The organism is Rhodococcus kronopolitis, assembly GCF_042654025.1.
In the GTDB taxonomy this organism is placed as follows: Bacteria; Actinomycetota; Actinomycetes; order Mycobacteriales; family Mycobacteriaceae; genus Rhodococcus_G; species Rhodococcus_G kronopolitis.
Genome location: NZ_JBHSFO010000001.1, coordinates 161,022 through 186,174 on the forward strand (window position 1 = coordinate 161,022; position 25,153 = coordinate 186,174).

General features: G+C 70.0%; 19 protein-coding genes. 10 read left to right on the top strand and 9 right to left on the bottom strand.

Going from position 1 to position 25,153, the window contains the following annotated elements:
• Positions 1-48 precede the first annotated feature (48 nt).
• From lipB to ACFO6S_RS00720, 3 genes are all read left to right on the top strand, one after another.
• Positions 49-828, top strand: a complete 780-nt coding sequence (gene lipB / locus ACFO6S_RS00710) for a lipoyl(octanoyl) transferase LipB (RefSeq protein WP_378413182.1) — start codon at positions 49-51, stop codon at positions 826-828.
• Positions 829-879: 51 nt separating this feature from the next.
• Positions 880-1,896 (top strand): lipoyl synthase, encoded by a 1,017-nt coding sequence (gene lipA, locus ACFO6S_RS00715; RefSeq protein WP_378413185.1) that lies wholly within the window; start codon positions 880-882, stop codon positions 1,894-1,896.
• Between the two features lie 83 nt (positions 1,897-1,979).
• The gene (locus ACFO6S_RS00720; RefSeq protein ID WP_378413187.1) at positions 1,980-2,720 is read left to right on the top strand and encodes a DUF4191 domain-containing protein; all 741 of its coding nucleotides are present in this window, start codon (positions 1,980-1,982) and stop codon (positions 2,718-2,720) included.
• Positions 2,721-2,808: 88 nt separating this feature from the next.
• Here ACFO6S_RS00720 and ACFO6S_RS00725 read toward each other — a convergent pair whose 3' ends face one another.
• On the bottom strand, positions 2,809-3,285 hold the full coding sequence (locus ACFO6S_RS00725) for an RDD family protein (protein ID WP_378413189.1): 477 nt from the start codon (positions 3,283-3,285) through the stop codon (positions 2,809-2,811).
• A 194-nt stretch (positions 3,286-3,479) separates the two neighbouring features.
• Between ACFO6S_RS00725 and glnA (ACFO6S_RS00730) the strand changes: the two genes are divergently transcribed.
• On the top strand, positions 3,480-4,916 hold the full coding sequence (glnA, locus tag ACFO6S_RS00730; RefSeq protein ID WP_378413191.1) for a type I glutamate--ammonia ligase: 1,437 nt from the start codon (positions 3,480-3,482) through the stop codon (positions 4,914-4,916).
• Positions 4,917-5,006: 90 nt separating this feature from the next.
• On the opposite strand, the gene ACFO6S_RS00735 is transcribed toward glnA (ACFO6S_RS00730), so the two are convergent.
• Positions 5,007-7,397, bottom strand: coding sequence for an ATP-binding cassette domain-containing protein (locus ACFO6S_RS00735; RefSeq protein ID WP_378413193.1), 2,391 nt, complete (start codon positions 7,395-7,397; stop codon positions 5,007-5,009).
• Between the two features lie 260 nt (positions 7,398-7,657).
• Here ACFO6S_RS00735 and ACFO6S_RS00740 point away from each other — a divergent pair, with 260 nt between their 5' ends.
• The 5 genes from ACFO6S_RS00740 to ACFO6S_RS00760 all read left to right on the top strand — a co-directional run bounded on the left by ACFO6S_RS00740 (position 7,658) and on the right by ACFO6S_RS00760 (position 11,761).
• Positions 7,658-8,311 (top strand): ABC transporter permease, encoded by a 654-nt coding sequence (locus ACFO6S_RS00740; RefSeq protein WP_378413195.1) that lies wholly within the window; start codon positions 7,658-7,660, stop codon positions 8,309-8,311.
• Positions 8,308-9,552, top strand: coding sequence for an ABC transporter ATP-binding protein (locus ACFO6S_RS00745; RefSeq protein ID WP_378413197.1), 1,245 nt, complete (start codon positions 8,308-8,310; stop codon positions 9,550-9,552). The genes ACFO6S_RS00740 and ACFO6S_RS00745 overlap by 4 nt, the downstream gene beginning before the upstream one ends.
• A 101-nt stretch (positions 9,553-9,653) precedes the next feature.
• Positions 9,654-10,370 (top strand): ABC transporter permease, encoded by a 717-nt coding sequence (locus ACFO6S_RS00750; RefSeq protein ID WP_378414032.1) that lies wholly within the window; start codon positions 9,654-9,656, stop codon positions 10,368-10,370.
• Position 10,371: 1 nt separating this feature from the next.
• Entirely contained in the window at positions 10,372-11,373 is a 1,002-nt protein-coding gene (locus ACFO6S_RS00755) for a glycine betaine ABC transporter substrate-binding protein (protein WP_378413199.1), read from the top strand.
• Between the two features lie 40 nt (positions 11,374-11,413).
• The gene (locus ACFO6S_RS00760; protein ID WP_378413201.1) at positions 11,414-11,761 is read left to right on the top strand and encodes a hypothetical protein; all 348 of its coding nucleotides are present in this window, start codon (positions 11,414-11,416) and stop codon (positions 11,759-11,761) included.
• A gap of 13 nt (positions 11,762-11,774) precedes the next feature.
• Here ACFO6S_RS00760 and ACFO6S_RS00765 read toward each other — a convergent pair whose 3' ends face one another.
• The 3 genes from ACFO6S_RS00765 to ACFO6S_RS00775 all read right to left on the bottom strand — a co-directional run bounded on the left by ACFO6S_RS00765 (position 11,775) and on the right by ACFO6S_RS00775 (position 17,300).
• Positions 11,775-12,731: an RCC1 domain-containing protein gene (locus ACFO6S_RS00765; protein ID WP_378413203.1), complete on the bottom strand. Its 957-nt coding sequence runs from the start codon at positions 12,729-12,731 to the stop codon at positions 11,775-11,777.
• A gap of 348 nt (positions 12,732-13,079) precedes the next feature.
• Positions 13,080-14,165, bottom strand: coding sequence for an RCC1 domain-containing protein (locus tag ACFO6S_RS00770; RefSeq protein WP_378413205.1), 1,086 nt, complete (start codon positions 14,163-14,165; stop codon positions 13,080-13,082).
• 234 nt (positions 14,166-14,399) lie between these two features.
• Complete coding sequence (locus tag ACFO6S_RS00775) at positions 14,400-17,300, bottom strand: AAA family ATPase (RefSeq protein WP_378413206.1); 2,901 nt, start codon at positions 17,298-17,300, stop codon at positions 14,400-14,402.
• 288 nt (positions 17,301-17,588) lie between these two features.
• Between ACFO6S_RS00775 and ACFO6S_RS00780 the strand changes: the two genes are divergently transcribed.
• Positions 17,589-18,206: a hypothetical protein gene (locus tag ACFO6S_RS00780; protein ID WP_378413209.1), complete on the top strand. Its 618-nt coding sequence runs from the start codon at positions 17,589-17,591 to the stop codon at positions 18,204-18,206.
• A gap of 130 nt (positions 18,207-18,336) precedes the next feature.
• Here ACFO6S_RS00780 and ACFO6S_RS00785 read toward each other — a convergent pair whose 3' ends face one another.
• The 4 genes from ACFO6S_RS00785 to ACFO6S_RS00800 form a co-directional block, all read right to left on the bottom strand.
• Complete coding sequence (locus ACFO6S_RS00785; protein ID WP_378413211.1) at positions 18,337-18,894, bottom strand: C40 family peptidase; 558 nt, start codon at positions 18,892-18,894, stop codon at positions 18,337-18,339.
• 196 nt (positions 18,895-19,090) lie between these two features.
• On the bottom strand, positions 19,091-22,105 hold the full coding sequence (locus tag ACFO6S_RS00790; protein WP_378413213.1) for a bifunctional [glutamine synthetase] adenylyltransferase/[glutamine synthetase]-adenylyl-L-tyrosine phosphorylase: 3,015 nt from the start codon (positions 22,103-22,105) through the stop codon (positions 19,091-19,093).
• A 6-nt stretch (positions 22,106-22,111) separates the two neighbouring features.
• Positions 22,112-23,452 (bottom strand): type I glutamate--ammonia ligase, encoded by a 1,341-nt coding sequence (gene glnA / locus ACFO6S_RS00795; protein WP_378413214.1) that lies wholly within the window; start codon positions 23,450-23,452, stop codon positions 22,112-22,114.
• A 51-nt stretch (positions 23,453-23,503) separates the two neighbouring features.
• Positions 23,504-25,093 carry an alpha/beta hydrolase gene (locus ACFO6S_RS00800; protein ID WP_378413217.1) on the bottom strand — a complete coding sequence of 530 codons (1,590 nt, stop codon included), beginning with the start codon at positions 25,091-25,093 and terminating at the stop codon, positions 23,504-23,506.
• Between the last annotated feature and the right edge of the window lie 60 nt (positions 25,094-25,153).

Here is a 25,153-nt window from a genome sequence, read left to right on the forward strand (position 1 = left end):
CCTCGCCCACGTGCCCGGCGGGTCGATCGCGGGCGTAGCGTGTGAGCGATGAGCAGCCGCGCCACCTCCGCCAGGTCCTCCGCCGAGCCCGTCGAGGTCCGGAACCTCGGGACCGTCGACTACCTCGCCGCGTGGGAGCTGCAGCGCCTGCTCGCGGACGAGCGGGCCGCCGACCTCGGCCGGGACACCCTGCTGCTGCTCGAGCACCCGTCCGTGTACACCGCCGGTCGGCGGACCGCGCCGGAGGACCGGCCCACCGACGGCACCCCCGTGATCGACGTGGACCGCGGCGGCAAGATCACCTGGCACGGCCCCGGTCAGCTGGTGGGCTACCCGATCGTCAGGCTTGCCGAGCCGGTGGACGTGGTCAACTACGTGCGACGGATCGAGGAGGCACTGATCTCGGTGTGCGCCGGGCTCGGCCTGGACTGCGGTCGCGTCGAGGGCCGTTCCGGGGTCTGGCTGCCGGCCGCCCACACCGCAGGCGGATGGCTGCCCGAGCGCAAGATCGCCGCCATCGGGGTCCGGGTGCAGCGCGGCGTGGCCCTGCACGGGTTCGCGCTCAACTGCAACGCGGTGCTCGACGCGTTCGACGAGATCATCCCGTGCGGCATCGTCGATGCCGGCGTCACCTCGCTCAGCCGCGAACTGGGCCGGGAGGTCACCGTCGCGGCCGTCACCGCCGCGGTGGTCGACGCCGTGACCGCGGCCTTCGACGGCACCCTCGCGGTCGCCGAGCACGACATCGAGCGGGTTTCCGTCGCCCCCGTGCCGGTCGATGCAGGCGCGGCGGCGGGGCCGGAGTTCACCACCCACCGGTTCGCCTGACGGGCTCTCCCGGTCGGTCGTGGCGGAATCGGCGGGCGTAGCATCGCTTCCGTGACTGTGGCCCCAGAAGGACGCAAACTGCTGCGGATCGAGATCCGAAACGCGGAAACGCCCATCGAACGCAAGCCCAACTGGATCAAGACCCGCGCCAAGATGGGCCCGGAATACACCGAGCTCAAGTCGCTGGTCAAGAGCGAGGGCCTGCACACGGTGTGCGAAGAGGCCGGCTGCCCCAACATCTACGAATGCTGGGAAGACCGCGAGGCCACCTTCCTGATCGGCGGTGAGCAGTGCACCCGCCGCTGTGACTTCTGCCAGATCGACACCGGCAAGCCGACCGACCTCGACCGCGACGAGCCCCGCCGGGTCGCCGAGTCCGTCCAGTCGATGGGCCTGCGGTACTCGACGATCACCGGTGTCGCCCGCGACGACCTGCCCGACGGCGGCGCCTGGCTCTACGCCGAGACGGTCCGCCAGATCCACGAGCTCAACCCGGGTACCGGCGTCGAGAACCTGATCCCCGACTTCAACGGCAAGCCGGACCTGCTGGCCGAGGTCTTCGAGTCGCGCCCCGAGGTGCTCGCCCACAACCTCGAGACCGTGCCCCGGATCTTCAAGCGGATCCGTCCCGCGTTCCGGTACGAGCGCTCGCTCGGCGTGCTCACCGCCGCCCGCGAGTTCGGCCTGGTCACCAAGTCCAACCTGATCCTCGGCATGGGCGAGACCCCCGAAGAGGTCCAGCAGGCGATGGTCGACCTGTACGAGGCCGGTTGCGACATCCTCACCATCACCCAGTACCTGCGCCCGTCGCCGCGGCACCACCCCGTCGAGCGCTGGGTCAAGCCGGAGGAGTTCGTCGAGCACTCCGAGTTCGCCACCGAGCTCGGCTTCGCGGGCGTGATGGCCGGGCCGCTGGTCCGCTCCTCGTACCGCGCCGGTCGGCTCTACGCGCAGGCGATGGCACACCACGGCCGCGCGCTGCCCGAGGGTCAGGCACACCTGCAGGACGGGGGCAGCGCCTCGCAGGAGGCCAGCTCGCTGATCGAGCGGCTCGCCGCCCGCGCCTGACGCCCGGCCGCCGACGCGCACCCGACCGGGCCCGACCGGACGGGTGCGATAGGTGCCCCTGCCCGGGACGTATCCTGTGAACTATGGCGAACGGCAAGGGCAAACCCACCAAAGAGGCGAAGGCGGCCGCGAAGGCGGCCCGCAAGCAGGCATCGAAAGAACGCAGGAGCCAGCTCTGGCAGGCGTTCCAGATGCAGCGCAAGGACGACAAGCTGCTGCTGCCGCTGATGATCGGCTCGGTCGTCGGCCTCGCGCTGGTGTTCTTCCTGGTCGGCCTGATCTTCGGCCTGCAGTGGTTCCTGCTGCCGATCGGCAGCATGCTCGGTGTGCTGCTGGCGTTCGTGATCTTCGGCCGGCGGGTGCAGAAGACCGTCTACCGGAAGGCCGACGGCCAGGCCGGCGCGGCCGCGTGGGCGCTGGACAACCTGCAGGGCACCTGGCGGGTGAGCAATGCCGTCGTCGGCACCACCCAACTCGACGCCGTGCACCGCGTGCTCGGCCGTCCCGGCGTCATCCTGGTCGGTGAGGGTGCGCCGCAGCGGGTCAAGCCGCTGCTCGCGCAGGAGAAGAAGAAGACCGCCCGACTGGTCGGCGACACCCCGATCTACGAGATCGTCATCGGCAACGACGAGGGCCAGGTCAAGCTCTCCGAGCTGCAGAAGTACCTCTCGAAGCTGCCCAAGAACATCGACACCAAGCGGATGGACTCGATCGAGGCGCGGCTGACCGCACTCGGCAAGCGCGGCGGCCCCGCGATGCCCAAGGGCCCGATGCCCGCAGGCGCCAAGATGAAGGGCATCCAGCGCACCATGCGTCGCCGCTGACCCGCCACGCCCACAGACCGACAAGAAGGCGCCGTCCGGATGGACGGCGCCTTCTGTGTTCGGGACCGAGTACTCGGGCGGGCAGGGCTCAGCGCGAGCGCACCAGCGCGGTGCCGGTGGCGCGGTCGTGCATGCCGCGACCGTCGAGATCGGTGATCAGTGCGGGCACGACGAACACCAGTAGCACCTGGCGGGCGAGCGCCCGGACGAAGCCGACGGGCACCGGGCCGTCGATCCGGGCCACGTGCAGGCCGAGGACGAACTGGCCGGGTGTGAAGGAGAACAGCGTCACCGTCGCGACGCCGACGACGAACCACACCCCGAGGATGACGGTGCCCAGCATCCCGGAGTAGAAGTCGCCGCCGAGGATCAGCAGCGCGACGCCGCCGCCCATCAACCAGTCCACCATGAACGCGCCGACCCGCCGTGCCGCGGTCACCAGTGAGCCGGGACCGGACTCGGGCAGGCCCAGCAGTTCGCCGCGGTAACGCTCGACGGTGCCGTCCTCTCCCTTGGGGAGGGCGGCCGAGGGGCCAGAGAGCCAGGATCCGGTCATGCGTGCCATGAGTCCAAGGATAGGCGGGATTGTGACGTGGTCGCCGCCACACACCTACCGATGTGACCTGCGTCGTAATCGACGACGTGTAACACTGGCGAAACACAGTCTTGATTGACGGGCAACACCGGTTCCATACCGTCACTGTCGACGAAAGCCCGCCGCAGCAGCACTGGCCGGGACCCAACTGAAGGAGCACAAGCGTGGCGTTCAGCACGGCCGAAGAGGTCATCAAGTACATCGCCGACGAACGAGTCGAGTACGTCGACATCCGGTTCAGTGACCTGCCGGGCGTTCAGCAGCACTTCTCGATCCCCGCAACCGCGTTCACCAAGGACGCACTCGAGGACGGCCTCGCGTTCGACGGCTCGTCGGTGCGCGGCTTCCAGTCGATCCACGAGTCGGACATGATGCTGCTGCCCGACTACTCGACGGCGCAGATCGACATGTTCCGCAAGGCCAAGACGCTGAACCTCAACTTCTTCGTCCACGACCCGCTGACCCGGGAGTCCTACAGCCGCGACCCCCGCAACGTCGCGCGCAAGGCCGAGGAGTACTTGACCAGCACCGGCATCGCGGACACCGCGTTCTTCGGCGCCGAGGCCGAGTTCTACATCTTCGACTCGGTCCGCTACGACTCCGGCATGAACCACGCGTTCTACGAGCTGGACTCGGTCTCGGGTGCCTGGAACACCGGCGCCGAGCGCAACCCGGACGGCAGCCCCAACCTCGGCTACAAGGTGCGCGCCAAGGGTGGCTACTTCCCCGTCGCCCCGTACGACCACTACGTGGACCTGCGCGACGACATCTCCACCAACCTGATCAAGGCGGGCTTCGAGCTCGAGCGCGGCCACCACGAGGTCGGCACCGGCGGTCAGCAGGAGATCAACTACAAGTTCAACACGCTGCTCGCGGCCGCGGACGACCTGCAGCTGTTCAAGTACATCGTCAAGAACACCGCCTGGCAGCACGGCAAGTCGGCGACCTTCATGCCGAAGCCGCTCTTCGGTGACAACGGCTCGGGCATGCACGTGCACCAGTCGCTGTGGAAGGACGGCAAGCCGCTCTTCCACGACGAGTCCGGCTACGCGGGCCTGTCCGACATGGCGCGTCACTACATCGGCGGCATCCTGCACCACGCCCCGTCGCTGCTGGCGTTCACCAACCCGACGATCAACTCGTACCACCGTCTGGTGCCGGGCTACGAGGCCCCCATCAACCTGGTGTACAGCCAGCGCAACCGCTCGGCGGCCGTGCGCATCCCGATCACCGGCAACAACCCGAAGGCCAAGCGCATCGAGTTCCGCGCTCCCGACGCCTCGGGCAACCCGTACCTGAACTTCGCCGCCCAGATGATGGCCGGCCTGGACGGTATCCGGAACAAGATCGAGCCGATGGCCCCGGTCGACAAGGACCTCTACGAGCTCCAGCCGGAGGAGGCCCGCAACATCCCGCAGGCCCCCACCAGCCTCTCGACGGTCATCGACAACCTCGAGCGCGACCACGAGTACCTCACCGAGGGTGGCGTCTTCACCTCCGACCTGATCGAGACCTGGATCTCGATCAAGCGCGAGCAGGAGATCGCCCCGGTGAACCTGCGGCCGCACCCGCACGAGTTCGAGCTCTACTACGACGTGTGATCCGTAGCTGACCGACGAGAACACCCCCTCCGCGATCCGTGGAGGGGGTGTTCTCGTCTCTGTGCCAGGGGCAGTCGAGGGCAGCCGGCGTCAGCTGGCGACGTACGCCGCGAGGTGCTCGCCGGTGAGGGTGGACCGGGCGGCGACGAGCTCGGCGGGGGTGCCCTCGAACACGACCCGGCCGCCGTCGTGCCCGGCGCCGGGGCCGAGGTCGATGATCCAGTCGGCGTGCGCCATCACCGCCTGGTGGTGCTCGATGACGATGACCGACTTGCCGGAGTCGACGAGCCGGTCGAGCAGGCCGAGCAGGTTCTCGACATCGGCAAGGTGAAGACCGGTGGTCGGCTCGTCGAGGATGTAGACCTCGCCCTTCTCCCCCATGTGGGTGGCCAGCTTGAGTCGCTGCCGCTCGCCGCCGGACAGCGTGGTGAGCGGCTGACCGATCTTGACGTACCCGAGGCCCACGTCCGCCAGCCGCGCCAGGATCTTGTGGGCGGCGGGGATCTTGCCGTCGCCCGAACCGAAGAACTCCTCGGCCTGCGCGACCGACATCCCGAGCACCTCGCTGATGTCCTTGCCGCCGAACTTGTAGTCGAGCACCTCGGCCATGAACCGCTTGCCCTCGCACACCTCGCAGGGCGTGGCGACACCGGCCATCATCCCCAGGTCGGAGTAGACCACGCCTGCGCCGTTGCAGTTGGGGCACGCGCCCTCGGAGTTGGCGCTGAACAGCCCGGGCTTGACGTCGTTGGCCTTCGCGAACGCCTTCCGGATCGGATCGAGCAACCCGGTGTACGTCGCGGGGTTGCTGCGCCGGGAGCCCTTGATCGCACCCTGGTCGATCGACACCACCCCGTCCCGACCCGACACCGAGCCGTTGATCAGGGAGCTCTTCCCCGACCCGGCGACACCCGTCACCACGCAGAGCACCCCGAGCGGGATGTCCACGTCGACGCCCTGCAGGTTGTGGGTGTCGGCGCCACGGACCTCGAGCGCCCCCGCGGAGGTCCGTACCGCGGGCTTCACCGAGGCCCGGTCGTCGAGGTGCTTGCCGGTGAGCGTGCCGCTCGATCGCAGTTCGTCCACGGTGCCCTCGAACACGATCTCGCCGCCCTCGGTGCCCGCGCGGGGGCCGAGGTCCACGACGTGGTCGGCGATCGCGATCGCCTCCGGCTTGTGCTCGACCACCAGCACGGTGTTGCCCTTGTCCCGCAGTTGCAGCAGCAGGTCGTTCATCCGCGCAATGTCGTGCGGGTGCAGGCCGATGGTCGGTTCGTCGAAGACATAGGTGACGTCCGTGAGTGAGGAGCCGAGATGGCGAATCAGCTTGGTGCGCTGCGCCTCTCCACCGGACAGCGTGCCTGCCGGGCGGTCGAGGCTGAGGTAGCCCAGCCCGATCTCGACGAACGAGTCGAGGGTCTCGCCCAACGACTTCAACAGCGGCGCCACCGACGGCTCGTCCAGCCCGCGCACCCATTCGGCGAGGTCGTTGATCTGCATCGCGCAGACGTCCGCGATGTTGACGCCGTCGATCTTCGACGAGCGCGCCTCGGCGCTGAGCCGTGTGCCCTCGCAGTCAGGGCACGTCTGGAACGTGATCGCCCGGTCGACGAACGCCCGGATGTGCGGCTGCATGGCCTCGCGGTCCTTGGACAGGAACGACTTCTGGATCTTCGGGATCAGGCCCTCGTACGTCACGTTGACGCCCTCGACCTTGACCTTGGTCGGCTCCTTGTACAGGAGGTCGTCCAACTGCCTCTTGGTGAACTCGGCGATCGGCTTGTCGGCGTCGAAGAATCCGCAGCCGCGGAAGATGCGCCCGTACCAGCCGTCCATGCTGTAGCCGGGGATCGTCAGCGCGCCCTCGTTGAGGGACTTGTCGGCGTCGTAGAGCGCGGTCAGGTCGAAGTCGGAGACGTTGCCCCGACCCTCACAGCGCGGACACATACCCCCGGTGATGCTGAAGCTGCGGGCCTCCTTGACGGTCCGGCCGCCCTTCTCCGTGGTCATCGCGCCTGCGCCGCTGGCGGAGGCGACATTGAAGGAGAACGCCTGGGACGAACCGATGTGCGGCTGGCCGAGCCGGCTGAACAGGATCCGCAGCATCGCGTTCGCATCCGTCGCGGTGCCGACGGTGGAACGCGGGTTGGCGCCCATCCGCTCCTGGTCGACGATGATCGCCGTTGTCAGGCCCTCGAGCACGTCGACGTCCGGTCTGGCCAGCGTCGGCATGAAGCCCTGCACGAAGGTGCTGTAGGTCTCGTTGATCATCCGCTGCGACTCCGCGGCGATCGTGGAGAACACGAGCGAGCTCTTGCCGGAGCCGGAGACGCCGGTGAACACCGTCAACCGGCGCTTGGGCAGGACGACGCTGACGTTCTTGAGGTTGTTCTCCCTCGCGCCGTGCACACGGATCAGGTCGTGAGTGTCCGCGGTATGCGGCTGTGCCTGCATCGTGTCGGTTCTGGTGTCCTTGCCCATCGCGTCTCCCTCTTTCCCCGAGGCCGCGCAAGCGGTCTCTTCGGCGTCAACTGGCTCATCTAATCAGCTCGGTCCGACATCTCACGGGGTCCACTTCACCGACACCGCAGTCATTGCCCCGCCGCACCTCGGCGCGTCGTTTGCGCCGCCGACGGCCACAAGTGCATGGTGGCAACTGGAAACGCACACCGGAGAACGCCCGGAGAACGTCGGTCCGGAACCTCTGCCGGTACCGAGCACGACGGGACGGAGGTGTCCGGTTGGATTTCCAGGCCTGGTGGGACTTCGTCGTCGCGCGTCGAAGCCAGCTGCTCACCGACTCCTACCTCCACGTCAGCGCCGTGGTGCAGTCGGTCCTCGTCGCGACCGTCATCGCCGTGGCGATCGGGATCGCGGTGTACCGCAGTCCGCTCGGGGCTACGCTCGCGACCGGGTTGGCCAGCACGGTGCTCACCGTCCCGTCCTTCGCCCTGCTCGGTCTGCTGATCCCGATCCTCGGCCTCGGTGTCCCGCCCACGGTGACCGCGCTGGTGCTCTACGCCCTGTTGCCGATCATCCGGAACACCGTCATCGGGCTCGCCTCCGTGGACCCCGCGGTCACCGACGCCGCCCGCGGCATCGGGATGAACCGGCTGCGGGTGCTCGGCCGGATCGAACTGCCGCTCGCCTGGCCGGCGATCCTCGCCGGCATCCGGGTGAGCACCCAGATGCTGATGGGCATCCTGGCGATCGCCGCCTACGCCAAGGGCCCGGGCCTGGGCAACCTAATCTTCTCCGGCCTGTCCAGGGTCGGCAGCCCGACCGCGGTGCCCCAGGCCCTGACCGGCACGGTGCTGATCGTCGTCCTGGCGCTCATTCTCGACGCGCTCTACGTCGGGCTCGGCCGGCTCACCACCTCGAAGGGACTCACGTGACTGACACCGCAACTCCCCGGGACACCGCGCACGGCGTCGAGATCGTCCTGGACGACGTGGTCAAGCGCTATCCGGGGCAGGACGCCGCCGCAGTGGACGGGGTGTCGATGACCATCCCCGCCGGCGAGACCGTGGTGTTCGTGGGCCCCTCCGGGTGCGGGAAGACGACCACCATGCGGATGATCAACCGGCTGATCGAGCCCTCGTCGGGCAGAATCACCATCGGCGGTCGGGACGCGCTGTCGATCGACCCGGACGAACTGCGCCGCGGTATCGGCTACTCCATTCAACAGGCCGGCCTGTTCCCGCACCTGACGGTCGCCAAGAACGTCGGAACGGTACCCGGGCTGATCGGCTGGGACCGCCGTCGAATCGCCGACCGTACCGACGAGATGCTGGACCTGGTCGGCCTGGACCCCGCCACCTACCGCGACCGGTACCCCCGCCAGCTCTCCGGCGGGCAGCAGCAGCGAGTCGGGGTGGCCCGCGCGCTGGCCGCCGATCCTCCGGTGCTGCTGATGGACGAGCCGTTCGGTGCCGTCGACCCCATCACCCGTGGGCTACTGCAGGACGAGCTGATGCGGCTGCAGTCCGAACTGGGCAAGACGATCGTGTTCGTCACCCACGACTTCAACGAGGCGGTCAAGATCGGCGACCGAATTGCCGTGCTGGGCAGCCAGTCCCACATCATGCAGTACGACACCCCGGAGGCGATCCTGGCGAACCCCGCCAACGAGATGGTCGCCGGGTTCGTCGGCGCCGACGCGTCCCTCAAGCAGTTGACGCTCAGCCGGGTCCGGGACGTGCGGCTACTCGACTGCCCGACCGCCCACGAGGACGGTTCCGTCAACGAGATGCGCCGCGCCCTGCTCGCCGACAGTCGACAGTGGGGCCTGATCCTCGACGCCCGCGACCGCCCGGTCCGCTGGGTCTCCCCCGCCCACCTGGCAACGGTGGACTCGCTGCACGACGTGGGCAATCCGGTCGGCGAGATCCTGTCGGTGCAGTCCACGCTGCAGGACGCCCTCGAAGCACTGCTCGCCGAGTCCAGCGCGTCCACGGTGGTGACGGGCATGCGCGGCGAGTACGTCGGACTGATCACCATCGACACCCTGGTGGAGAACCTGCGGCAGCTACGCGACGACCACGCGGCGGATCACCACACCGCGCCCGCCCCGGACCCGACCGCGGCCACCGGGACCGGCGGTGCTCACCGGGCCCCCGAGGATCCGGCCCGGTGAGCACCGACACCGCCCCGCCCGGCCCCGCACCGGGCGCGACCGACGCCGCCGCTGCGGCCACCGTCGACCCCACCGCGGCCGCCGAACGCCGCGCCGAGCAGATGCGCCTGCTCGCACAGCCGGTGCTGGTACTCCTCCTGACCGGTGGCGTCCTGGCGTGGGCGTTCAGTCGCGACCTGACCGCCACTCAGCAGGCCAGCATCAGCGTCACCAACTTGGCGACCCTGACCTGGCAGCACGTGCTGATCACCGTTGCCGTGGTGGTGATCGTGCTGACGCTGGCGGTGCCGCTGGGCACGCTGCTGACCCGGCCGGGCTGGACCCGACTGGCACCGGTGTTCGTCGGCATCGCGAACATCGGTGCCGCCGCCCCGGCGATCGGCCTGCTGGTGCTGTTCTACCTGGCGACCCGGACCACCGGCTTCTGGATCGGGGTGCTGCCGATCGCCTTCTACTCACTGCTTCCGGTGCTGCGCAACACCATCCTCGGCTACCAGCAGGTCGACCCCACCCTGGTCGACGCTGGTCGCGGCCAGGGCATGTCGGCGCGCACGGTGCTCCGCCGGGTCGAGTTCCCGATGGCCGTGCCCTACATCCTGGCCGGCCTGCGCACCTCACTGGTGCTGGCGGTCGGCACTGCCACCCTGTGCTTCCTGGTCAGCGCCGGCGGGCTCGGCATCCTGATCGACACGGGATACAAGTTGCGCGACAACGTGACCCTGGTGGTCGGCGCCGTCCTCGCCGTCTCGCTGGCGCTGCTCGTCGACTGGCTCGGCGCACTGGCCGAGACCTATCTCGGACCGAAGGGGCTGCGTTGACATGGCCGGGCCGCGGAGGACCCTGGCGGGCAGGTGCGCGACGTTGACCACCGTCGCGGCGGTCGCCGTCGCGCTCACCTCGTGCGGACTCGAGTCCGGCGGCGCGCTGCCGCTGAAGGTGGGGCCCGGCTCCATCACTCCGGTCGAGGAGTTGACCGGGGTCCCCATCACCGTGGGCTCCAAGGACTTCACCGAGCAGATCATCCTCGGGTACATCATCGAGTTCGCCCTGTCCGCTGCCGGCGCGGACATCCGTGACCTCACCAACATCCAGGGCTCCAACAGCACCCGCGACGCGCAGGTCCACGGCCAGATCGACCTCACCTACGAGTACACCGGAACCGGCTGGATCAACTACCTGGGCCACGAACACCCGATCCCCGACCCCACCGCACAGTTCGAGGCGGTGCGCGACGAGGACCTCGCCCGCAACGGCATGGTGTGGACCGATCCAGCGCCGATGAACAACACCTACGCCCTGGCCACCAGCCGAGCGACCGCCGAGGCCACCGGGGTGCGGACGCTCTCCGAGTACGCCGACCTGGTCAAGCGTGACCCGGCCGCGGCGACCACCTGCGTCGAGACCGAGTTCAACGTCCGCCAGGACGGCTTTCCCGGCATGGCCGCGGCCTACGACTTCGATCCGGCCAAGGCGCAGAAGCAGATCCTGCAGACGGGCATCATCTACCAGGCCACCGCGGACGCCACGCAGTGCAAGTTCGGCGAGGTGTTCACCACCGACGGGCGCATCATCGCGCTGGACCTGGTCCTACTCGACGACGACCGCTCGTTCTTCCCGAAGTACAACCCGGCACTGATCATGCGTGAGGGATTCGCGCACGCGCACCCGGAGGTCGCGGAGGTGATGGCGCCGATCTCCGCGGAGCTGACCGACCAGGAGATCACCGAGCTGAACCGCCGCGTCGACGTCGAGGGCCAGGAGCCGGCCGACGTGGCCCGGCAGTGGTTGGTGGACAAGGGCTTCGTCACCGCCGTCGACTGACTGCCCGGTCCGCGGGCGGCACAAGCAGAAGGAGAAACGATTGAATACGTTCCAGAAGGTCTCGGCCGCCATGAACAAGGTCGTCGGCGCGGCCATGAAGGTCCCCATGCTCGAGAAGCTCCTCGGCAGGTCGATGGTCGTGATCACCTACACCGGACGCCGGTCCGGCAAGACCTTCAGCCTGCCGGTGACGCCAAGGCAGAAGGGGGACGAACTCGTCGTCGGAGTCGCCATGCCCGACAAGAAGAACTGGTGGCGCAACTTTCTCGGTGACGGCGACCGGGTCACCGTCACCCGGGCGGGAACGGATCGCCCGGGGCATGCCGTCAGTACCCGCAACGACGCGGGACAGGTGTCGGTGAAGGTGACGCTGGACCCGACGAGCTGACGGGCCGCTGCCGTCAGCTCGACGAGCCGAACAGGTCGCCCAGCGATCCCGTGCCGGCGTCCGGCGGCGCGTCCGGGCTCTCAATCGCCAGCGTCCTGTCGCCACCGGCGGCGATCGCCGTGTACCTGTGGCCCTCCGGCCGAGCCCGGATCTCCAGCTGCCCCTTCGTGTTCTCCCCCACCACCACGACCTGTCCGGTCGAGATCAGCGCTGCCGAATGGTTGCTGCCCGCGGCGATAGCGGTGTACTTGTGACCCCAGGGGAACGTCGCCTGTCCGGCACTTCTCAGCCCCCAACCGACGACCCGACCACCGGAGGTCAGGGCGAGCGAGTGGAACGAGTCCGCGTCGATCGCCGTGTACGTGTGGCCTGCGGGAGCCGCCGGGACCGCCTGACCCTGTGGCGGCGAACCCCAGGCCACGATCTGGCCGTCCGAGGTGAGCGCGAGCGAATGCCGGTTGCCCGCCGCGACCGCGGTGTAGGTCTGCCCCGCCGGTGGCGGCGGCACGTCGGCCTGGCCGCTGGAGTCGTCGCCGAACGCGACGACCTGACCGGCCGAGGTCAGCGCCAGGGAATGGGCGAAGCCCGCGGAGACGGCCGTGTATGTCTGCCCCTCGGGCAGCGGCGGGGCGACCCGCTGCCCCCGGTCGTCGGCACCCGTGCCGAGGATCTGGCCCGTCGAGGTGAGGAGCAGAGTGTGCGCCCCGCCCGCCGATATCGCGGTGTAGGTCTGTCCCGCCGCCAGCGCCGGGAAGTCGAACAACCCGGGCTGGGGCAGACCGAAGCCCTGGACCTGCCCGTCCGAGGTCAGCGCGATCGAGAACAGCCCGCTGGTGTCCACCGCGGTGAAGGTCTGCCCGGCTGGGGCCGTGGGCGGCGTCACCGCACCGCCGGTGTTGTCCCCGGCCCCCACGATCTCCCCGCCGGGGAACACCGGCACACCCACCGGCGCGGCACCCGAGGTGGTCACCGGTCCCGCCGTCGCCGCAAGCACGACAAGCGACGCAACCAGGGCTCCGCGTCGCCATCCGGACATGCTTCCCGGGTTTGTGTACCGCCGATCCGAACCCATCCGCACAGAGATCTCCCGTTCCGTAGGGCTTGATCTTCCCGTGCGGGCGAACTCCACAGGATTCCGGGGGTGTGCGTTTCACCTGTTCTCGATGCCGCCCGGTGAGGTGACGCTGGACCCGACGAGGCGAGGGGCCGCCAGTCGGCCCGGCTTCGGACCGGTTCGCAGAGCGGGCCGGTTGCGAACCCTCAGGCAGGTAGCGCCGGAGGATCACCGCAACCGGCCCGCAAACTGGTCGCTACCGTGTCAGCTCAAAGAACCGAACAGGTCGGTCAGCGAACCACCCAGTGAGTCCAGCGATCCCGTTCCGGGGTCCGGCGGCGCGTCCACGCCGTGAATCGCCACCGTGGTGCCGCTTCCGGCGGCGACCGCCGTGTACTTGCGACCCTCCGGCGGAGCCGGGATGTCCAGCTGCCCCTTGTCGTTGTCACCCACCGCCACGACCTGTCCGGTCGTGGTCAGCGCCGCCGAATGGTAGGTGCCCGCAGAGATCGCCGTGTACGTCTGACCCGTCGGGAAGATCCCACGACTGGCGCCACCCGACCCCCAACCGACGACCTGGCCACCCGAGGTCAGGGCGAGCGAGTGGAACGAGTCCGCGTCGATCGCCGTGTACGTCTGGCCGGCGGGTGCCGCCGGGACCGCCTCACCCTGGGGCAGCGAACCCCAGGCAATCACCTGACCGCCCGAGGTCAGCGCGAGCGAATGCCAGTTGCCTGCCGCGACCGCCGTGTACGTCTGCCCTGGCGGCGGCGGCGGCACGTCGGTCTGGCCGCTGGCGTTGTTGCCGAACCCGACGACCTGGCCGGCCGAGGTCAGCGCCAGCGAATGGGTGAAGCCGGCGGAGACCGCCCTGTACGTCTGCCCGTCGGGCAGCGGCGGGGCGACCCGCTGTCCCCTGTCGTTGGTGCCCGTGCCGAGAATCTGGCCCGCCGAGGTGAGGAGCAGGGTGTACGCGCCACCCGCCGACACAGCGGTGTACTTCTGCCCCGCCGGCAGCGGCGGGAACTCGAACATCCCGAGCTGGCTCAGGCCGAACCCCTGGACCTGCCCGTCCGAGGTCAGCGCGATCGAGAACCGCCCGTTCGTGTCCACCGCGGTGAACGTCTGACCCGCCGGGACCGCGGGCGGGGTCACCGCCCCGTAGGTGTTGTCCCCGGCCGCCACGATCTCCCCGCCGGGGAGCACCGGCACGCCCACCGGCGCGGCGCCCGAGGTCCCCACCAGTCCCGCCATCGTCGCCAGCGCGAACAGCGGCGTGACCAGGGCTCGGCGTCGCCATCTGGACCTGTTGTCCGCGTGCATGTTTCGCCTGTTCGAATCAATCCTCACAGAGATCTCCTCTTCGGTAGGACTCGAGTTCCCGCGCGACAACACTCCAGCGATTCTGGGGGGCGGGAACGCGCTCATGATCACCACAGCGAAGGTGGTCCTGTCAGCGGAATCGAAAAGTCCACTGCCGCCGATGTTTCGGGACGGCCTTCGAGCGCACTACGCGTTCGTCATGAATTCTGTTGCGTTACAGCTATTTTCAAAGCCTCTGCGCGGCGAGTTCTCGCCACGAAATTAGTTCAGGCCGCCGACACCCAACACGAGCGCCCGGAAGCGTGAGCGGTGCGGCTCGCCCGAGGCGGTGTCGTCGTCCACGTCCGGCACCGTCTGCGGTGTCGCCGACGCGGCGACCCAGGCCCGCAACTGGCGCCGGGAGCCGAAGCCCAACTTGTGCAGCACGTTGCGCAGATGGAAGTCCACGGTCCGGATCGACAGGGTCAACTTCTCGGCAACTTCTCGGTTGGTCAGGCCGTCGCCGACCAGCAGCGCAATCTGGTGCTCACGCGCGGTCAGCGGCGTCTCGGCCGAGGCATTCTGCGAGGTCGACGCGGTAGTCGGGGCAACGCCGAGGGCCCGCAGATCCTCCTCGCATTCGGCGAGCCACGTCGCCGCCCCGAGGCTGGCGTACAGGTCCCGCGCCCGGCGGATCAGCGCCTGGCCGACATCGGGTTCGCCGTCCACCGCCAGCAGCATCCCGACCCGATGCCAGGTCACGCCCCTCACGATCACCGACGAGTCGTCGTCCAGCGCCGAGAGCGCGCCGCGGAACTGGCGCGCGGCCTGGTCACGCTCGCCCGACATGAACGACACCGCACCGCGGACCAGCAGGTACTCGGCGTCAGTGCGCTCGAACCTGTCGAGGGCCGCGGCGGCCTCACCGATGCGCCCCAACTCCAGCAGCGCCACCGCCTCGGCCGCATCCCAGTTGCCCACCCGGTCGCCCAGATCCGCGTGGACTCGGTACGCCTGCATCGCGGTCAGCGCCCGCTCGGGTCGACGGCGGGCGAGGGCGACCATCATCTCGACCAGGGCGATCACGCGATGGGCCACCAGCGTCCCGGACTGGGGCAACGCCGCGTGCGCGAGTCCGAGCCGGCGCTCGGCTACCGCGAGGTCGCCGCGACCGACGGGCACCAACGCGGCGACCGCGTACGCCGCCGCGGTCGACCACGGGTCGCCGAGGTCGAGTGCGATGTCGAGTGCGTCGGCAGCGTTGGCCTGCGCGTCGTCCCAGGATCCAAGCCGGAACTGGACCATCGCGAGCTCGATGCGGCCCTGCTGGGCGATCCACGACGAATCGTCGGCAATCAGGCTCAGGCCCGCCGTCAGGTCCTCCGCCGCCCGGTGCAACTGACCGTCCTTGTGCAGCAAGGATCCCCGCGTGACCAGCGCGATCGCGTGCCTGCGGTCGTAGCGCCCCGGCGCGAGTGCGTCGAGCAGCTCCGCCACCGGGGACCGATGGACCTCGATGCCCTCGGTGTAGTGCGAGACGGCGCTGCGCAGGGCCGACAGCTCGACCTCCCGACCGAGCAGGTCGACGGGAATGCCCTCGTCGGCGCGGTCCGCGGAGCGCACCGCGGCGAGCACCAAGAGGTCTCGTTCGAGTACGTCGCACAGGGACGCCACGTCGCCCATCTCGCCCACCACGGCCAGCGCGGACGCCAGCCCGCAGGTGACGACGATCCGGAGCGCGGTCGAGGCCGGCTCCCCGCGCAGGTCCGTCGACAAGGCCGACGCGGCCCGCTCGAGCGCGGCGGCGTTGTCACCCCGCCGGAGCTGCGAGTACGCAAGCAGCAGGTCACGGTCGGGAGCCGGAGCCAACGACTCGAGGTTGCCCACCAGCTCGTCGAACACCCGTAGATGGCGTCCCGCAACCGAACTCGCGGCGCAGGCGACCAGCCGACGTGGATACGCGTCGGGGTCCGTGGTCAGCCGCGTGGCCCACAACCCGTACTCGACCGCGCGGTCGAGGTCTCCGTGCGCACGCGCGCCCGATGCCTGTTCCTCCAGGTGAGCGGCCAACTGTTCGCTTCCGCCGGTGCAGGCGGCGGCACGGTGCAACAGCGACCGGGAGCCGATCGCGACGTCGGCGATCGACGCGTGCACCCTCCGGATCGCATCGCGGCCCATCGACGCCAGCACCGCGTCGCGCACCCTGGCGTGCAGGGGCCGGACGATCAGCACACCCCGCGCGTTCTCGATCTCCAGCAGGTGGACATCCATCGCGGCCGGCACGTCGACGAGGCCGCCGAGCCGCACCGCCACGGCGTCGAGATCGGCGACCCACGTCGGCGCGTCGAGCACCGCCATTACCTCGACTGCCCGACGGCAGGAGTCCGTGACCTGCGACAAAACCGTTCTCAGTGATTCGACCAGGTCCGGTACGTATCGCATCAGCTGATCGTGTGCGCGAGCCGGATCGCCGCCGCACGCCTCGACTGCCGCCTGGATGTCCAACGGGCAACCCTGGGCGTACGCCGCCAACGTGGTCGCCGAGCGCAGCGAGTAGTCGGTTGCGAGCGAGACCTCCACCAGTTCCTGCACCTCCCGCGGCGTCAGTGCGCCGACGTGCACGACGGCCCCACGCCCCGGGCCGGACGCGAGGCGGCGCACCCGGTTGAGCAGCGGGGAGGCGTCGCATCGTGCGGAGATCACCAGCAGCACGGCGCGGTGGCGAACGGCGTGTGCCAGGAGCATGAGCACGCCGGCCGAGTCGTCGTCCACCCACTGCGCGTCGTCGACGACGATGCACACCGGGCCGTCGGCCGCGTCCAGAGCGGCGACCACTGACGCCGCGACCTGACGAATCCCGTTGTCCCGCACGTCGACATCGGCGGCTTCCGCGGCGCCCGCGTGCGCGAGTTCGTCGGCGATCTGCTCGATCACCCCGTAGGTGACCGCGCACTCGCCGCCGTCTGCGACCGTGGACGCGGTGATCCAGCCGGACTCGCCGGCGAGAAAGGCATGCACCAGCGCGGTCTTCCCGAAGCCGGACTCGCCCTCGAGAACCACCACCTGGCCCTCGCCGGCACGCGCTCGGCGAGCGCACGCGGCGAGATCGGCGAGGTGACGCGCCCTGCCGACGATCACAGCGTCGCGCCGAACCTCACCACGAATTCGGGTGACACTGCCCATAGCGGAAGATGCTATCCGCCGGCACCCGAACAGAAATGACGAATCGGTAATAACCACCGGGTACCGGCCTCCCGGATCCCGGTAGTTCTCACCGGGGACAACCACGGCGGGGTGCGCTTGGATCACTCTCGTGCCCGAAACCCGATCCGTCTCGCCGGCCCCGGCGCCGATGGTCAACTCGGCTGTCACACAAAGTTGTTCAGCGGGAACATCCACGCGGATCTATCGGGTCGGGCGTGCCCCGGGCCACGCTATTGAAGGGTAACGAGGACCTGCCGATCAGAACTCGTGTCCTCCAACATCTTTCGCGTAAGCGCCACGCACCATCCGAACGATCGCCCGCCATCAGAGAAAGAGACGCACGTGTTGAAATTCAGCAAGAGCATTGCCCGCACGGGAGTCGTCGCCGGCCTCGCCACCGTGGCAGTGATCGCCACCCCCGCCATCGGTTCGGCCGTCGTCACCGGCACCGCCACCGTGACGACCAACGACAACGTGGTCACCGTCAAGGTCTACGGAGTGGGCTCGCCGACCCTGTCCGTCTGTGGAGTCGGCGTGACGAACATGGCCCCGAACCTGGTCCCCGGAGTTGACCCGGGCAATACCGGCGGCCTCGTGTATCTCCCGGAGAACCCGGGAGATGGCGAATATTCCACGCCACGGCTGCCGAACGGCTCCTACTTCGTCGGCGTCTGGTGCGAGGACGCCGACGGGCGGACTGACCTAATCGCCCCGTTTGACGAAATCGTCGAACTGGACGCGGACCCGAACTTCTCGAGCAGCAGGATCGGCAGCCTGGGCAGCCCCGGCAACGTCCTCGACCTCCTGTTGAACTTCGGCACAGGATCGGTGAGATCGGCGTCGGCCGACTTCGGCGGGGTTCTGGCTCCCCCCGAGGCGCCCTGATCCGCGGGGCGAGTCCCGCTACCCGCGCGGCGGTCGCGACTGCAGTTCGACCAGCGGGGCGATGCCGTCGGGGCGGCCGCGCGGGGAGGCGGCCGCCGGATCGATCACGCAGGCTCGTCCGATCGCGGACTCAGAACCGCCGCGCCGAGTAGAACGGCATCGCATCCACCGGGGTGCTCTTGACCGGCTGGCCCTCGGTGGGCGCGTGCACCACCCGGCCGTTGCCCTGGTAGATCCCGACGTGCTCCGCTCCGTTGAAGAGCACCACGTCACCGGGCTGCAGGTCGCCCCTGGACACCGGGGCACCCGAGTTCGCCTGGTCGTAGGTGGTCCGCGGAACCGAGACGCCCGCCTGCTTGTACGCCCACTGGATCAGTCCCGAGCAGTCGAACGAGTTCGGCCCGGTGGCGCCCCAGACATACGGGGATCCGAGCTTGGACTCGGCGGCCCGCAGCGCCTGGGTGCCGTGCGAGGACGCGATCGGGCCGGGGCCCACGGACGGCGCCTGCGGCGCGGCGGGCAGCTGACCCGGAATCTCGATGGCGCCGATCCCGGGGATGTTGATCGGCTGCGCCAGGGCCGGAGTTGCGGTCAGGACCACCGCTCCCGCCGCGACCGCTCCGGCGAACAGAACACCCCGGACAGATCCGGCCAACCGACTAACCCGTGCAGACTTGTGACTTGCCACGAAACCGTTCTCCATTCATCCGGTTCGGCCGACGCTGCTGCGGGGGCCGCTGTGATGAATGACAGATTGCCCGGTGGGGGCCTTTCCCCGGCACGGTCGAACGACCGGGGGGCATACCTGTTTCCGGATCCGGGCATACCCGCCGCGGGCCCGGGCCGGTGCCCCCGGAGCCCTGTGCGGCGGGCGTCCGCACAGGTCAGGCGCCGAAGGTGCGCTCCACGACGGCCTTCGCCCGGCGCGTGACGCGCAGGTAGTTGTCGAGGAACTCCCCCGCGTCGTCGCCGTTCCAGCCGGCCACCTGCGCGACCGCGGACAGCAGTCGGCCGTGCCCCGGCAGCTGATCGGACGGCTTGCCGCGCACCAGCACCAGCGCGTTGCGCGCCTTCGTGGCCGTCAGCCAGGCCTCGCGGAGCAGTTCGACGTCGTCCTGGCTCATCAGGTCCGCGGCCGCGATCGCGTCCAGCGTCTCGAGGGTCGAGGTGTTGTGCAGCGCAGGCACGTCGTGGGCGTGCTGGAGCTGGATGAGCTGCACGGTCCACTCCACGTCGGCCAGCCCGCCGCGTCCCAGCTTGGTGTGGGTGGCCGGGTCGGCGCCGCGCGGCAGCCGCTCCGAGTCCACTCGCGCCTTGATCCGGCGGATCTCCCGGACCGCGGTCTCCGACACCCCACCCTCGGGATACCGGGTCGCGTCGATCATCCGCAGGAACCGCAGCCCCAGGTCCTCGTCGCCTGCGACCGTGTGCGCGCGCAGCAGCGCCTGGATCTCCCAGGCCTGCGCCCACTGCCGGTAGTACGCCGCGTAGGAGACGAGGGTGCGCACCACCGGACCGTTGCGTCCCTCCGGCCGCAGTCCGGTGTCGACCTCGAGCGGCGGGTCGGTGCTCGGGGCGCCGAGCAGCTTGCGCACCCGGTCGGCGACACCGTTGGCCCACTTGACCGCCGCGACCTCGTCCTCGCCGACGTTCGGCTCGCAGACGAACAGCACATCGGCGTCGGATCCGTAGCCGAGTTCGCCGCCGCCGAGCCGGCCCATGCCGATCACCGCCATCGACGCAGGCGCCGGTTCGCCGCGCTCGGCCTCGCTGGCCCGGATCACCGCGGCCAGCGCGGCGCCGAGCACGGCCGCCCACACGGAGGACAACGCCCGGCACACCTGCGAGACCTCGAGCATCCCCAGCACGTCGGCCGAGGCCACCCGGGCCAGCTCGTGCCTGCGCAGCGAGCGGGCCGCCGCGACGGCCCGCGACGGGTCGTCGTAGCGGGCGGAGGAGGACGCGATGCCGCGGGCCACCTCGTCCGGGTCGCTGTCGAGCAGCCGCGGACCGTTCGGGCCGTCGGCGAACTGCCGGAGCACGTCGGGGGCCTTGATCAGCAGGTCCGGGATGTACGCCGAGGAGCCGAGCACGATCATCAGCCGCTGCGCGACCGCACCCTCGTCACGCAGCACCCGCAGGTACCACTCCATGTCCACCATCGCCTCGGACAGCCTGCGGTACGCCAGCAGTCCGCCGTCCGGATCCGGTGTGTCCCCGAGCCATTCGAGCAGTGTCGGCAGCAGCAGCGCCTGGATGCGACCCTTGCGAGAGGCCCCACCGGTGAGCGCCTTGAGGTGCCCGAGGGCGTTCTCCGGCGCCGTGTAGCCGAGTGCGGCGAGCTGGCGGGTGGCCGCGTCCGGGCTCAGCCGGATCGCGTCCTTGTCCAGTCGCGCGACCGACTCCAGCAACGGGCGGTAGAACAGCTTGGCGTGCAGTCTGCGGATCCGGTGCGCGTTGCGCTTGACCTCCGCGTTCAGCACGCCGAGTGAGTCGAGGCGGCCGTCGGGACGCATGTGCGCCGCCCGGGCCAGCCAGCGCAGCGCCTCCTCGTCCTCGGCCGGGGGCAGGGTGTGGGTGCGCTTGAGCCGCTGCAACTGCAGGCGGTGCTCGATCAGCCGCAGGAACTCGTACGAGGCGGTGAGGTTCGCGGCGTCGTCGCGGCCCACGTAGCCGCCGGCCGCGAGTGCGGTCAGGGCGTCGACGGTGCTCTTGACGTGCAGCGACTCGTCGGCGCGGCCGTGCACCAGCTGGAGCAGCTGGACGGCGAACTCGACGTCCCGCAGGCCGCCGCGACCGAGCTTGATCTCCCGCTCCCGCAGTTCCGGGGGCACCGTCGACTCGACCCGACGCCGCATCGCCTGCAGGTCGGTGACGAAGTCGTCGCGTTCGGACGCGCCCCACACCATCGGGTTGAGCGCGTCGACGTACTTCTGCCCCAGCGCCAGGTCTCCGGTCGCCGGTCGCGCCTTGAGCAGGGCCTGGAACTCCCAGGTCTTGGCCCAGCGCTGGTAGTAGGCGACGTGCGAGTCCAGGGTGCGCACCAGTTCGCCGCGCTTGCCCTCCGGCCGCAGCGCCGCGTCGACCTCGAAGAACGCCGACGTGCCGATCCGCATCAGCTCGCCCGCCAGCCGGCTGGTGGACGAGTCGGCCGGCTCCGCGACGAACACCACGTCCACGTCGCTGACGTAGTTCAGTTCCCGCGCGCCGCACTTGCCCATCGCGATGACCGCGAGCCGGGCCGGGCAGGGCCCCTCCGGGTAGATCGTGGCCACCGCGACCGCCAGCGCCGCCGTCAGCGCGGCGTCCGCCATGTCGGAGAGCTGCCTGCCCACCGTCTGGTACGGCAGCACCGGCTCGTTCTCCACCGTCGCGGCCAGGTCGACGGCGGCGAGCACCATCAACTGGTCCCGGTAGGTCTTCCGCAGCGCCGCAACGGCCTCCGGACCGATGACCGCGGACCGGTAGACGAGATTGAGTTCGGAGGCACTCGCGTCCGGCGTCGCCCCGACGGCCGCGAGCAGCTCGTCCGTCAGGTCCGCGTGCGAGGGCAGCTCGAGGTCCCCACGCAGCCGCTGCCAGCCGTCCGGGTTGGCCGCCAGGTGGTCACCGAACGCGCTGGACGCGCCGAGCAGTCCGAACAGCCGGCCGCGCAGCCCGGTGTCCGTCCGGAGTTCGGCGTCGAGCTTGCCCCACTCGTTGCCGAGTCCGTCGCGCATCCGCACCAGCGCCCGGAGCGCCAGGTCGGCATTGGCCGCCCGCGAGAGCGCCCACAGCAGCGGCAGGCCGTCGGTGTTGTTCCAGCCGAGGTCCGCCAGGTCCGCAGGCGCGGTCGGCTCGACGAGGCCGAGTCGGCCGGGACCGGGGACGGCGGACCGCGCAGTAGGGGGCTTGACCACGGCTGACTACAGGCCCAGGTAGTTCTTGAGCTCGAACGGCGTCACCTGGGTCCGGTACTCCGCCCACTCCCGCCGCTTGTTCCGCAGGAAGAAGTCGAAGACGTGCTCGCCGAGCGCCTCCGCGACCAGCTCGGAGCGCTCCATCTCCCGCAGCGCCTCGTCCAGGCTGCCCGGCAGCTCCTTGTATCCCATGGCCCGGCGTTCGGCGGAGGTCAGCGACCAGACGTCGTCCTCGGCCTCCGGCGGCAGCGTGTACCCCTTCTCGATGCCGCGCAGGCCCGCGGCCAGCAGCACCGCGAAGGTCAGGTACGGGTTGCATGCCGAATCGGGGCTGCGGATCTCGACGCGCCGCGAGGACGCCTTGTTGGGCGTGTACATCGGCACCCGGACCAGCGCGGACCGGTTCGACGGACCCCAGGACGCGGCGGTCGGCGCCTCGCCGCCGTGAATCAACCGCTTGTAGGAGTTCACCCACTGGTTGGTCACCGCGCTGATCTCGTTGGCGTGCTCGAGGATGCCTGCGATGAACGCCTTGCCGGTGTCCGAGAGCTGCATCGGGTCGTCCGGGTTGTGGAAGGCGTTGTTCTCGCCCTCGAACAGGCTCATGTGGGTGTGCATCGCGGAGCCCGCGTGCTCGGCGAACGGCTTGGGCATGAAGGTGGCCCGCACGCCCTCGGCCCGCGCGACCTCCTTGACGACGTAGCGGAAGGTCATCACGTTGTCGGCCATCGACAGCGCGTCCGCGTAGCGCAGGTCGATCTCCTGCTGGCCGGGCGCCGTCTCGTGGTGGCTGAACTCGACGGAGATGCCCATCTGCTCGAGCGCGTCGATGGCGTGCCTGCGGAAGTTCGGCGCGGAGTCGTGCACGGCCTGGTCGAAGTAGCCGCCGCTGTCCGCGGGGGTCGGCCGGGAGCCGTCGACCGGACCGTTCTCGAGCAGGAAGAACTCGATCTCCGGGTGCACGTAGCAGCTGAACCCGAGGTCGCTGGCCTTGCCGAGCTGGCGACGCAGCACGTGCCGCGAGTCCGCCCAGTTCGGGGAGCCGTCGGGGTTCGCGATGTCGCAGAACATCCGCGCCGAGTGCTGGGCGCCGTCGTTGTGCGCCCACGGCAGCACCTGGAACGTCGACGGGTCCGGCATCGCGACGGTGTCGGCCTCCGACACCCGCGAGAAGCCCTCGATGGCGGAGCCGTCGAAGCCGATGCCCTCGCTGAAGGCGCCTTCGAGCTCGGCGGGGGCGATCGCCACCGACTTGAGGTAGCCGAGCACGTCGGTGAACCACAGCCGAACGAATCGGATGTCGCGTTCTTCGAGCGTACGCAGCACGAATTCCTTCTGGCGATCCATGACGAGAGCGTATGCAAGGTCCGTTAAATCTGTGTTACATCGTGAAATCGGTTACTGACACGTTAGCTCCGCGGGCGGCGTCGCCAGCTCGGTCAGGTACCCGACGACGGCGTCGTCGACGCAGGCCACGCCGCTGAACGCGACGGTGTGCTGGGTGCCCCGATAGGTGATCAGCGCGCCCCCGAGCTGGGCGGCCAGATCCACTCCGGCCTGGTACGGCGTCGCCGGATCCTCCGTCGTGGAGATCACCACGAGCGGCGGCAGGCCCTCGGCCCGGACCGGGTGCGGGTCGCCGGAGGGCGGCACCGGCCAGAACGCGCAGACGTCGAGCGGGGCGGCGCCGGTGCCGCGGCCGTCGTCGAGGAACGGCGCCGCCCGCCGGAAGGCGGTGTCCCCGACCCCGGCCTGCGCGCGGTCGGTGACCGGCGGGTCGTCGACGCAGCGGACGGCGTTGAAGGCGTCCTCGACGTTGCTGTAGCTGCCGTCGTCCAGCCGGCCCTCGTAGAGGTCGGCGAGCAGCAGCAGGCTGTCGCCGCGGCCCTCGCGCAGCGCGGACAGGCCCGAGCGCAGCGAACCCCACAGGTTCGGCGAGTACAGGGCCTGCTGGACGCCGGTGATCGCGTCGGGGTAGCTCAGTCCCCGTGGGTCGGTGGTCTGCGCGGGGTGGTCCACCAGCGGGTCGACCAGCGCCCGGAACCGCGCGACGGCCTGGGCGGGATCCTCGCCGACCGGGCAGTCGTCCGACGTGGTCGCGCAGTCCGCGGCGAACGCGTCGAACGCCTGCTGGAACCCGGCCGACTGCAACACCGTCGCCTCGATCGGGTCCTGCGACGGATCCACCGCACCGTCGAGCACCATCGCCCGGACGTTGCCGGGGAAGGTCTCCGCGTAGCTCGACCCGATCCGGGTTCCGTACGAGTAGCCGAGGTAGCTGAGCTTCTCGTCGCCGAGCACCGACCGGATCACGTCCATGTCCCGGACCACCTCGCGGGTGCCGACGTGCGCGAGCAGGTTCGTCCCGGACCGCTCGGCGCACCGTGCGGAGTAGTCGCGGTTGGTCGCCTCGATGCGGGCGATGCCGTCGGGGCTCATGTCCACCTTCGGGTCGGCGCGCTCGGCGTCGGCCTCCGGCGGAGTCAGGCACTGCACCTGCGGGGTCGAGGCGCCGATGCCACGCGGGTCGAAGCCGACCACGTCGAAGGTCTCGTCGAGTCCCGTGCCCTGCCCGACCGTCGCCTTCCCGAGCCCCGACGCACCCGGACCACCCGGGTTGACCAGCAGCGAGCCGATCTTGGTGCCGGTGGCCCGGCTGCGGGAGACGGCGATCTCCGCGGTCTCGCCTGCCGGGTCGTCGTAGTTCACCGGGACCGTGATCCGGGCGCACTCGACCCGGCTCGCCAGCGGCGCACCGTCGGTGACGAAGCCGTCGCAGGACCCCCACTGCGGGTCCTGCGAGTAGAACTCCTCCAGCCCGGCCGGCACCACCCCGGCCCCCGGCCGGAACGACCCGTCCTGGCCGGGCGCGGACCCGCCACCCGTCGCGGTGGCCGCGCCGTCGACGGGTGCGCCGCAGCCGGCGGCCAGGACGGCCACGAGTGCGGCCGCGGCCAGGACGACGGGGGCGGTGCGGCGGGACAGCATGGCTCGATGGTGCCACGGCCGACGGAAGCCGCTGGTCGACGCATTCTCGGCAGGATCCGC